Source organism: Amycolatopsis sp. CB00013 (genome assembly GCF_001905755.1).
Taxonomy (GTDB): domain Bacteria; phylum Actinomycetota; class Actinomycetes; order Mycobacteriales; family Pseudonocardiaceae; genus Amycolatopsis; species Amycolatopsis japonica.
In genome coordinates this window covers 1927579-1938283 of record NZ_LIWC01000001.1, presented here as the reverse complement: position 1 = coordinate 1938283, position 10705 = coordinate 1927579, and the positions used below count along the sequence as shown (strand labels likewise).

The 10705-nt window shown below is 69.4% G+C and carries 9 protein-coding genes; 3 read left to right on the top strand and 6 right to left on the bottom strand.

Going from position 1 to position 10705, the window contains the following annotated elements:
- Together AMK34_RS08680 and AMK34_RS08675 are read left to right on the top strand one after the other, a co-directional pair.
- On the top strand, positions 1–504 hold the full coding sequence (locus tag AMK34_RS08680; RefSeq protein ID WP_073844694.1) for a hypothetical protein: 504 nt from the start codon (positions 1–3) through the stop codon (positions 502–504).
- Between the two features lie 11 nt (positions 505–515).
- Positions 516–1136 carry a hypothetical protein gene (locus tag AMK34_RS08675; RefSeq protein WP_143202361.1) on the top strand — a complete coding sequence of 207 codons (621 nt, stop codon included), beginning with the start codon at positions 516–518 and terminating at the stop codon, positions 1134–1136.
- Positions 1137–1705: 569 nt separating this feature from the next.
- Here AMK34_RS08675 and AMK34_RS08670 read toward each other — a convergent pair.
- The 4 genes from AMK34_RS08670 to AMK34_RS08655 form a co-directional block, all read right to left on the bottom strand.
- Positions 1706–2941: a PucR family transcriptional regulator gene (locus tag AMK34_RS08670; protein ID WP_073844179.1), complete on the bottom strand. Its 1236-nt coding sequence runs from the start codon at positions 2939–2941 to the stop codon at positions 1706–1708.
- A 37-nt stretch (positions 2942–2978) separates the two neighbouring features.
- Positions 2979–4169, bottom strand: a complete 1191-nt coding sequence (locus AMK34_RS08665; RefSeq protein WP_038512015.1) for a helix-turn-helix domain-containing protein — start codon at positions 4167–4169, stop codon at positions 2979–2981.
- A 339-nt stretch (positions 4170–4508) separates the two neighbouring features.
- Positions 4509–5498, bottom strand: a complete 990-nt coding sequence (locus tag AMK34_RS08660) for an alpha/beta fold hydrolase (protein ID WP_073844177.1) — start codon at positions 5496–5498, stop codon at positions 4509–4511.
- A gap of 341 nt (positions 5499–5839) precedes the next feature.
- Positions 5840–7051, bottom strand: a complete 1212-nt coding sequence (locus tag AMK34_RS08655; protein WP_143202359.1) for a PucR family transcriptional regulator — start codon at positions 7049–7051, stop codon at positions 5840–5842.
- A 314-nt stretch (positions 7052–7365) separates the two neighbouring features.
- Between AMK34_RS08655 and AMK34_RS08650 the strand changes: the two genes are divergently transcribed.
- Positions 7366–8562, top strand: a complete 1197-nt coding sequence (locus AMK34_RS08650) for a PucR family transcriptional regulator (protein ID WP_038512021.1) — start codon at positions 7366–7368, stop codon at positions 8560–8562.
- A 148-nt stretch (positions 8563–8710) separates the two neighbouring features.
- Here the strand turns inward: AMK34_RS08650 and AMK34_RS08645 are convergent, their stop codons facing one another.
- Together AMK34_RS08645 and AMK34_RS08640 are read right to left on the bottom strand one after the other, a co-directional pair.
- Positions 8711–9928 (bottom strand): lipase family protein, encoded by a 1218-nt coding sequence (locus AMK34_RS08645; RefSeq protein WP_073844175.1) that lies wholly within the window; start codon positions 9926–9928, stop codon positions 8711–8713.
- 36 nt (positions 9929–9964) lie between these two features.
- Entirely contained in the window at positions 9965–10537 is a 573-nt protein-coding gene (locus AMK34_RS08640) for a hypothetical protein (RefSeq protein ID WP_038512025.1), read from the bottom strand.
- Between the last annotated feature and the right edge of the window lie 168 nt (positions 10538–10705).

Sequence of the window (10705 nt, the reverse complement as noted above, 5' to 3'; positions counted from 1 at the left end):
ATGACTCGGATCGCCGCATTTCTCGCAGCCGTCGCCACCGCGGCCGCGGCCTGGTTCGGCTACTCGTGGTGGGACGCGAGCCACGACGACGGCGTCGCGCGGGCCACGGTCCGCGACGAGGCCTTGCAGGTGGGCAGGCAGTCCGTCTCCGCACTGACCACTTTGGACTATCGACAGGCGGAACAGGGTTACCAGAACTGGCTGAACCTGTCCGGCGGTGCGCTGCACGAAGAGCTGGCGCGGGACCGGGAAGGCGGCCTCGGCCGGATCGGCCAGGCGAAGACCGTCACCACCGGCCGGGTCGTCGACGCCGCGGTGACCGAAGTGGACAGTGGCGGCGGGACGGCCGAGGTGATCGCTTCGGTCGAACTCGAGGTGCGGCCCGAAGGCGGGGAAGCCGTGACCAAGCACAACCGGTTCCGCGCCGGCCTGAACCGGACGCCGGACGGGTGGCGCGTCACGTCACTCGGCCAGGTGCCGGTGACCGACACCGGAAAGCCCTGACGGAGGACGCGATGACCACGAAACGAGCCGACAAACCGGCACGGCGCGCGGTGAAGGTCGCCGGGAAGATGGGCGGGAGCACCCGGGTTGCCGTGCTCGAGATGCCTGAGGACGAGGCTCCGGTCGTCGCTCCCGTGCGGCGGCGGGGCGCGGTGGTGTTCGGCGCCGTCGCGCTGGTGATGGCGGGCCTCGCGGGGTGGTTCGCCATCGAGGCGCGGGACGCGACGGCGGCGCTGACGCACAACACCGCGCTGACCGACGTCGCCACCACCTCGGAGGTGAGCGACCAGATCGGCAAGGCGCTCGGCACGGTCTTCTCCTACCGCTACGACGATCCCGCCAAGAGCGAGCAAGCCGCGAAGGCGGTCCTCACCGGGCCGGCGCTGGGGCAGTACGACCAGCTGTTCGCGCAGGTGCGGGGTCTCGCGGCGGAGCAGAAGCTGGTCGTGACCTCGACCGCGGTGGTCTCGGGCGTCAAGGTCCTCGACGGGGATCGGGCTTCGCTGCTGGTGTTTCTGGACCAGACGGGTGTTCGGGGGGACGGGCAGCGGAGTACTGGGGCGGCTCAGTTGAGCGTGAGTGCGGAACGGGCTGAAGGGAAGTGGCGGGTGACCGCGTTGGCCGCCGCCTGACGTCGGGGAGCCGAAGTACATGAAGGGGGCCTTCATGTACTCGGGAAAGGGAGCCATGGCTGGGGAGTGCGTACAGTCCGTCTGACAGGTCGGGCGGCGACTGTGTGGATTTTGGTGCGTTAGGTGACCCGAAATCCACACAGTCCGGCATCAACCTGCTGTGAGCGGTCGCCTTGGTGAGGGGTGTGTGGAAATAGGGACATTCAACGTCCCTATTTCCACACACCCCTCACTCAACGCAACCAAGGTCCCGCAGCCGCTTCCGTCAGTGACTTTCCCGTACCTCTAGCACGCGGCCGGGTGTCATGCCTGGTCCGAAGGTTGCGAAAGCCACTTTCGCAACCTTCAACGTTGCGAAAGTGGCTTTCGCAACGTCGGTCGCGGCCGGGCTCGCGACTGCTCAGCGATCTCGTCGCGAAAGCCACTTTCGCGACGTTAGATGTCCCGAAAGTGGCTTTCGCGACACCGGCGCAACGTCGGTCGCCTCGCGGAACCCGAGTCGCGCCAGCGCGTGAAGGCCTCCTTCCCTCGGCTCAGCCGAGGGAAGGAGGCCTTCACGCGCAAAACCGTCAAGAAGGAGCAGCCCGCAAAGCCAGGATCATCTCGAACCGCCGCTCCGGATCCCGCAGCCCGTCCGCGAACAGCGCCTCCAGTTCCTGAGCACGAGAACGCACCGTCTGCGGATGCACCGCCAGCCGTTCCGCCACCTCGCGCACGTTCCCGCAGGTCTCCAGCCACGCCAGCAGCGTCCCGGCCAGCCGCGAATGCTGCTTACCGGTCAATCCGGCCAGCGGCCCGAGCCGTTCCCGGACGAGTTCGGCGGCCAAGAACGGTTCCTTGAGCAGCCACAGGCGCGAAAGATGGTCGACGCACCACGTCACGGGTTCGTCCACGAGCGCGCCGGAGTCGATGAGGCGCAGGGCCTCGCGGGCGGCCCGTAAGGAACGGGCGGCGAAGACGGGTGGGACCGCGGGGCCGATCGCGGCCCGCGTGCCCGCCAGGGCTTCGGCGAATCGCTCCCGTTCGTCCGGTTCCGGAGCGGGCAGCAGCAGACAGGGCGAGGTGCTCTCGAAGTCGGCGAGCGCGGCCGGTGGGGCCTCGACCGACGGCTGGTCGAGGGCGACGGCGACGAGCAGGTCCGGCAGTTGCCAGCGGGCCAGGTCGGCGGCGTGTTTGACGACTTCGGGAGGCGACGGGGGTTCGGCGAGAAGGAGCTCCATCAGCCGATGCCGCCGGCGCTCCAGCGCGCCGGCGGCCTTTTCCCGTGCCTCCGCGTGGCCCTCGACCGACAGCGCCGAAAGCTCGTCGATGTAGGCGAAGATGGCCTCCGCGAGCAGGCAAAGCGTCGCGGAAGGCACCCCGGCGCGGCGTCCGATTTCGGCCATCCGGCGCCAGGTCACCCTGGCGCCCACCCGGTAGGCCGCCTGGAGGACGTCGACGTTGCGGCCCTGATGGAACTCCTGGACGCCCAGGCTCACGAACACGCTCCGCCGGTCCTCCGACGGCGCCTCGGGGTTTCCGAGGCGTTCCAGGAACTGCACGAACGCCATCTGCACGCCGGTCTTGAGCGCCTTCCCGAACGCTCCGTCCAAGGGCCGCGCGTACTCTGGGATGGTCCGCTGGATCTCCCGGACCACCTCCCCGGCCGTATCGCCCAGCCCCGGCCGGAACACGGTCGCCAGTTCTCTCGGCAGCAGCGCCCAGAGCTGGACCGGACGCCCGCTCGCCCCACCCGGCCGGGCGGGCGTGAGCAGCGGTCCGTACGTCGCCTCGACCCCGCTGCGGGCGTCCTGCGGTCGGGTCACCTCGTCACCTCGTTGTGAGTGGGAAACGCTGATCTGGTCAGTCCTCGGCGAGCAGGGCCTCCGCGCGCAGGGCGATCTCCATGTCGAGCCGGTCGTCGGCGTTGTTCAACCGGTCGCCGAAGAGATCGATGAGCTGGTGCATGCGGTACCGGACGGTCTGCGGGTGGACCTTGAGCTTCTTCGCGATCTCCGGAGCACTGCCCCGGGACTGGAGCCAGATCAGCAACGTCTCCCCGAGCCGCGCCCGCTGTTTGGGCGTGAGGTCGTCGAACGGGGCGAGGCTGCGCGTGCACAGTTCACGGACCAGGAACTCGTCGGCGAGCAGCCACAGGGTGGACAGGTGATCGCTGTACCGCGTGACCGGATTGTCCGGCAGGACCCCGCGCTGGACCAGCCGCAGGGTGCGGCGCGCCCACAGCAGGGAACGCGGCGCTTCGGTGAGCCGCACGGCCGGGCCGATCACCGCGCGCCAGCCGGGAAGCCGTTCGGCGAGATCCTTCAGGTGCTTGTCCGGGTCGCCGGTCACCAGGCAGGGCTTCGGACCTTCGAAGTCGACCAGGACGTCGGCGTCCAGATCGGCGCTGTCGGGGTCCAGCGGGCCGAGCCGTCGCTCCAGCGCGACGACCGTGACCTCGGTGGGCAATGCCCACTGCGCGTTCGCGGCGTGCGACGCGATCGACTGCGGGGAGGACGGGGGATCGGAGAGCATCAGTTCGAGCAACCGGCGCCTGCGTCTCGCCCTGGTCCCCGCGGCCCGTTCCTGAGCGGCCGTGTAGCCCTCGATGGACAGTGCGGAAATCTCGTCCACGTAAGCGAAAATCGCCTCGGCCGCGGTGCACAGGAGATCGGCGTCCGCTCCGATCGCCTGCCCGAATTCCGAAACGTGCCGCCACGCGACACGGCCGCCGACGCGGTAGGCCGTCTGCAAGCAGTCGAGACTGCGGCCTTCGCTGAATTCGACCTTCCCGAGGTTGCGGAACACCGCCGACCACTTGTCGAGCGGCGCCGTCCCCTGACCGACGGTATCGAGGCAGTGCAGGATCGCCTGCCGGATACCCTGCGTGATCATCTGTCCGAACGCGCCTTCCAACGGCTGCGCGTATTCGGGAACGGCTCGTTGCACCTCCTGCAGGATGGCTCGTGCCAAGGGGTCGGCCCGCGGCCGGAACCGCTCGCCCAGGTCTCTGGGCAAGGACGCCCACAGTCCATTCGCACCGGTGCTGCGCACAGGTCGGTTCTCCACTGGGGTTCTCGGTGCCGGCGTGAAGGCGCGCGGTCGCTGGACCGGACCCGGTGGCTGGCGGTGCGGGGTGGCGGGGTGGCGCACGTCGGGGTCGGGTCGTGCGGTCCGCAGATCGTGCCGCGAGAATCCGGTATCCAAGTCGGTCATGTTTTTATCCTTGTTAGCAACAAAATCAGCCTCTTCAACGGTGAAGCCGATCCAGATTTTGTGGCTCACGCAACATAAAATCCGGCCGAGAGGACTGTCAACGGCTGGCGGGAGCTTGATCGGCCACCTGGATGGACTACACCCGAACGGGTGGTCGGATCCGGCGGCGAGTGACATTTAGGCGGGCCTGAGATGGCGTCCGGATGACAACTTTTCCGGGACGTTTTCGGGCGCTTCCGCCGCCTCGCTGGCGCGGATGAGCACCTCGACGACCTCGTCCAGGCTCAGCCTGGCGGGCGCGGTCGCGGCGAGGAAGCGTTCGAGCTCGCCGGCGAACCGGGCCGGGTCGGCCACATGTGGAAAGTGTTTCGCATTTTCGAACACGGTCAATCGGCTGTCCGGCAGCACTTCGGCGGTCTTCCGGCCGTGCGCGACCGGGATGAGCGGATCGTGCGCGCCCCAGACGACGAGCGTCGGCACCTCCCTGGCGAGGTAGAGCTTGTCGATCGCGCTCGCGCGCTGGCCGCGGAGGTCGATCAGGCTGCGGGCGATGAACAGGAACGCGCGCCGCCTGCCCGGGTCGGCCAGTGACGCAAGGTGACGAGTCAGCTCGCGGGTCTCGGGGGAAAGTTTTCCGCCGAGGGACCGGCATGCCGCGGCGAGTCCGCGCGCGATCGCGACGGTGGCGGGGTTGACCGCCAGGGAAAGCGTCACGTTGGCCCCTGGCAGCGCCGTCGCGCGCAGCACCGGGGTCACCTGCGGGCCGAGCCCCGCACTGCCCACGAGCACCAGCCGGGCGCACATCTCGGGGAACTGGTAGGCGAACTGCATCGCGATCCCGCCGCCGAGGGAGTGTCCGACGATGGTGGCGTGCCGGTTCCCGGTGAGCGCGAGGACGTCGCGCACCACGCTGGCCATCGCGCCGAGGCCGTAATCGGCCCGCGGGGCGGCCGAATCGCCGTGTCCGGGAAGATCCGGGACGAGGACGCGGCGCCCGAACCCGCTTCGCTCGAAGTGGTCGAGCAACGGGACCCAGGTCTCGCCGCTGCCCGAGATCCCGTGCAACAGCACGAGCGGCTCGCCCGCGGCGTCCTTTGTGGACGGAACGTATTCCCGCAGCCGGATTTCCCGGCCGTGCAGGGTCAGGGTGCGCGCTTGGAGGGCCATGTCCCGCCTTTCCGTTGTCAGGCGTCAAAATAACGTGTGGAACGCCGGGTTCGTCAGCGTGTCGCGGGACACGTCCGTCGATTGCGACCCGGGTGACAAGAATGCCGGGGCCGACCCCGAGGCGGATGCCAAAAGCGGGAACGACGGCCTATTGCGCATCGACATTTTCCCACCGTCCCGGTATTCAGGAAAGCGTCGGTAAACACCCGTCACCACGGGGAGAAATGCGATGGCCTGCCGGGCTGACTTCCATGTCGACCAGCCGAGGGCGAAGCATGCCCGCCGCGGCCTCCGCTGGGTGCTCCCCACCGTGCGGCCACCGGAGCGGCGAGTGCGGCGGATCAGGTCCCTTCGTCGCGGCGGTGAGCGCGCATGAGGCGTTGCGCGCGCAGGGCGAGCTGCATGTTCAACCGGTCGTCGGCGTCCCTGAGGCGGTCGCCGAACAGATCTTCCAGCTGACGGAGGCGGTTCCGCACGGTCTGCGGATGCACGCCGAGCCGTTGCGCGATCTCCGGTGCCCCGCCGCGGGTTTCCAGCCACGCCAACAGGGTGTCGCTGAGCCGTTCCTGTTGTTTCTCGCTCAGCGAGGTGAACGGGTCGAGGCTCTGCTTGGCGAGTTCGGCGCCGAGGAAGTCTTCGGCGAGCAGCCAGAGCGTGGCGAGGTGGTCCCGGCACCAGATGACCGGGCCGGGCGCGTCCTCGCCGGTCAGCAGGAGCGCGCGGCGGGCGGTGCGGAGCGCGGCAGGGGCGTCGACGAGCGGTACGACCGGGGAGACCGCCACCCGCCAGCCGTCCAGCGCGTCCTTCAACGGAGCGAGGTCGGTGTCGGGATCCGCGGTGAGCAGGTACGGCTCGGCGGTGTCGAGGTCGGCCAGCACGGTGTCGTCGAGGAGATGGGCCGGAAAGGCGGGCGCACCCGCGGCGCGCCGCAGCGCGACCATCGCGGCGGCGCTCGGAACCCGCCAGCCCGCGCCGTCGGCCAGGCTGGTGATGCTGCACGCCGAGCCTTCCGGCGCCTGGGCGATCAGCTCCAGCAGGCGCCGCCGCCGGAGCGGGATCGCGCCCGCCGCCCTGGCTTCCGCCTGCTGATAGCCCTCGATCGTCGTGGCGCAGAGTTCGTCGACGTAGACGAAGACGGACTCCGCCGCGAGCGCGATGACGTCGAGGCCGACGCCGAGCCCGCGCACGATGGGCCGCATCGCCCGCCATGCCGCCCGCGCGCCGACGGTCACGCTGTCGTGCAACGGTTCCAGGCTCCGGCCCTCGGCGAACTCCATCCGCCCGCGCATGCGGTAGAAGTCGATCCAGCGGTCGTGGGGGATGTCCGGATCGCCGATGCAGTCCACGTAATGCCGCACCGCCCGCTCGCACGAGACGACCAGGACGCGGCCGAAGACGCCGCGCAGCGGCTGCGAATACGCGGTGACCGAACGCTGCACCTGCTTGACCATGGCGGCCGCGGCGTGCCCGGTATACGGACGCAGTTCTTCGCCGAGCGAACGCGGCAACGTCGCCAGCATGCCGAAACCGCGGTACTCGACCACCAAGACCACCCTTTGATTTTCTTCGAACCGGGGAGAGAAACATGAATCCGTTTGCATAACCACGTCGGATCGACGGGAACGGTGCGGGGCCGTTTGTACTGGATCGGCGGACGGCCTGTACCCCGAATGTGACGTTGAATTTGCAACGGAAAGTCGCGGGGCTCACCGAGGTGACAACGGACGGGCGTTTCGGTGTGACGTCTTTTGACACGGATGTGTCGACGGTTCTACGCTCCGTGCATTCGAGTGCGCCGGTGGCGCGCGGACGAAAGGGAATTGGTGCCCGTAATCGTCGGCCTACTTCTCAACGGGGGATCGCACACGTGAGCTGGCAGCCCGTCGGCGCCCTGTGGGCACGCCTGCCGAGGGAACTCGGCGACGCCGTCCGCCCGCGCATCCCGGCGATCGCCCGGCACTGCGTCGAAGGCGTGGTGTCCGAGATCGGCGAATGCGCCGAGGTGTTCAGCGACGGCGAGGCCCGTGCGGCGGCCGTCGAGCTGACCAGGCGCAGTATCGAACGCGCCATCGACCGGGTCGGCGTCCCCGAACTGCTGCAGAACGACCTCTTGGTCGATTTCCGCGCACAGGGCCGCATCGCGTTCCATCAAGGACTCAGCCGGGAAGCCGCGCAGGCGGCGTTCAGGGTCTCGAGCCGGGTGCTGTGGCGTTCGATCGCTTCGATCGGCCGTCAGCTCCAGCTGCCCGGTGACGTCCTCTATGGAGCGGCCGAGTGCCTCTTCGGCGACGTCGTCGAAGTGACGATGGCGCTGACCGACGGCTACAACGCCGCGCAGGCGGAGGCGACGGGCCCCGCGGAGCAGCGGGCGCGGTTGTTCCGGCTGCTGGCCGGCGGTACCGGGTACAGCCAGGCCGACGCGGGCGCGCTCGCCGTCGCCATCGGCTGGCGGATCCCGGAGCGGATCACGGCGGTCGTCTTCACCGCGGCACCCGGAGCGCCCTCGTTCCCGGCAGGTCTGCTGCCCTCGGCGGTGCCCGTCGATCTCGTCTCCGACGTGCCCGGCGCGCTGGTGGCCTGCCCCGAAGCCGACTTGAGCGGTCTGCGGGAGCTGCCGTCCGGCTGGACGGCGACGGTGGGGGTGTCGGTTCCGACCGCGCAGGCGGCCGAGTCGTACCGCATCGCGCGCCGCGCGTCCGAGCTCGCCCAGCGGGGCATGATCACCACGGTCGGCCCGGTGTTGTGGTGCGAGGAGCACATCACCACGCTGCTGTTGCTCGCCGACGAGTTCCTGCTCGACCGGCTGGCCGGCGAGGCGCTGGAACCGTTGTCGGGGCTGGCGCCGCGTCAGCACGACGAGCTGTCCGCGACCCTGCTCACGCAGGTGCAGACGCGGGGGAGCGCGCCAGAGATCGCCCGGCAGCTCGCGGTGCACCCGCAGACGGTGCGAGCGCGGCTGCGGCGGCTATCCGAGCTCTTCGGCGAGCGGCTGGACGATCCGGATCAGCGGCTGCGGATCGAGCTGGCTTTGCGCGCGGAACGCCTGCGGCCCGCCGACGTCTGACGGTCCTTGTCCACAAAGGACGCTCGGTCGCGTGACTGGATGGACGGCACGTGTGATCAGACGGACGACACGCGTGTCCCGGCGGACGGCTCGGGGTCGTGAGTGGCGATTCGGGTTCTAAGCCGAATCGCCACTCACGACCGGTACGTCAGGCGCAGTTCGACGTCGCCGGGGCGCCGGCCACGCGGTCCTTGAGGAACGCGAGCACGTCGGCGTTTCCGGTGTAGACCGCCGTGATGTGATCGGTTTCGAAGGTCTTCCAGGTCGTCTTGACCCCGGCGGCGCAGTAGGCCTTGTGCAACGCGTCGGCCTGGGCGAACTGCACGAGCTGGTCCTGGGTGGCGTGGTAGAGGAACACCGGGACCTTCGGGGGAGTGCCGCCGAGCTTGTTCTCGTTGAGGCGCTTCACCCATTCCGGGCGCACATACCCGGCACTGGTCGTGTAGTCGGCGATCTTGTTGTTCGCGTAGGTGGTGAGCAGTTCGAACGTGCACGCGCTCTTCTGCATCTCCGCCAGCTTCACGCGGCCGTTGTCGCTGAGGAACGAGTCCAGTTTCAGCTCGGGGTAGGCGTTGTCCAAGCCGATCAGGGCGTAGGCGAAGACACCGAAACCGAACTTCCCGTCGAGCTGCAGGGTGACCTGGACGAGGTCGGCGGGCACACCGCCGGCGGCGACGCCGACGAGGTTCAGCTCCGGTGCGTAGGTGGGCTGCAGTTCGCCGGCCCAGGCGGCCGCCCCGCCGCCCTGCGAGTACCCGCGGAAGAGCACCTTGGCGTCGGCCGACAATTTCGACTCCGGCAGACGCTGCGCGGCGCGGACGACGTCGATCACCGCCGGGCCTTCCGAACGCCCGACCACGTACGTCGTCTTCGGATCCTGGCGGTAGCCCTCGTAGTCGGTGAGGGCGACGGCGTACCCGGCGTCGAGGGCGTCGTCGAGACCGGACTGCTCGTAGAACGCGCCGATGTCGATCATCTTCGACGGGGTGCAGTTGAACGCGGGACCGTGCGTACCGGCTGCGAACGAGACGATCGGCGCCTTCGCCGGGTCGACGTTCTTCGGCACCAGCACGGTCCCGGTCACCGCGTCCGGCTGCCCGAGTGCGTTCGTCGACAGGTACATGACCTGCCACGCGTTGACGGAATCCTTACGCGGACCGGCTTTCGAAACCCGCGAGCGGATGATGTCACCCGGTTTGCCCGCCGGGAGCGGGGACGGCGGGGTGTAGAACGAGTCGTCGGACGCCGCCGGGACGGCGGAGCTCGCCGGGCTTCCGGTCAGCACGGTCAGGAGACCGGCGGACAGGACGATCGCCAGCGCGACGGCGAGCGTCCGGCGGGACGGGCGGGGGAACGGGGTCGGCACGGCCGGGCCTCCAGGGCGGGGGTGACGGGTCGGGGATCAGGCGTTGCCGCCGTAGACCTGGCGGCAGGTCGTGGACTCGGTGAACGCGAGATCCAGTTCCGGGTTGGTGCGCAGATGCTTGATCGGGCCTTCCGGCTCGCTCAGCCCGCTCATCGTGCTGTCCGCGTCGGCGACCACCTTCTGCAGGCTCGCCTGGTCGGTGACCTTCGCGTCCTGCATCTGCGCCAGGGTGGCGGACACCTTCGACTTGGTCTCGCCGAGCGTGGTTGTGGCCTTGTCCACGGCGGACTGTCCATCCGGGACCGGCGGCACGCCGGCGTTCCGGATCCCGCCCGCCATGTCGTCGAGCGCGGCGGACAGGGAGTTCAGGAAACTCACCATCGCGGTTTTCGTCGTCTGCGGGTTGGCGGGGTCGAACGCCGGCGGCTGGGACAGTTTCGCCGAGCCCGTCGCGACGCCTGAGCACACCTTGTCCACCCACGCGAGCGCGGCCGGGTCGGCGTGCCTGCCCGCGTCGGCCGGGTCGTCCGACCCGCAGGCGCTCAGCAGGACCGCCGCGGCGGTCACGGAGACGGTGGCGAACGCGATTCGCGCTGCCGTGCGGCGCATTCTTTTCATGGTTTCCCCGTCGAATTCGGCGAAAGAGGGCCTGCCGCGGCACGACGAGCGGGATTCCGCGATGGTCGGCGGCGACCGGCTTGCTGAACCGCGAGGTTACTCACGAAAGATTACGGCAGGCAAGGCGGGTGCGAGCCGGAAAAGGGGGATTGGCACGCG

What these genes read in the sequence shown, in the direction of transcription:
- AMK34_RS08640 (WP_038512025.1), bottom strand. Translation starts at nt 10,537, where the DNA reads ATGCGCCGCACGGCAGCGCGAATCGCGTTCGCCACCGTCTCCGTGACC.
- AMK34_RS08680 (WP_073844694.1), top strand. Translation starts at nt 1, where the DNA reads ATGACTCGGATCGCCGCATTTCTCGCAGCCGTCGCCACCGCGGCCGCG.
- AMK34_RS08660 (WP_073844177.1), bottom strand. Translation starts at nt 5,498, where the DNA reads ATGGCCCTCCAAGCGCGCACCCTGACCCTGCACGGCCGGGAAATCCGG.
- AMK34_RS08675 (WP_143202361.1), top strand. Translation starts at nt 516, where the DNA reads ATGACCACGAAACGAGCCGACAAACCGGCACGGCGCGCGGTGAAGGTC.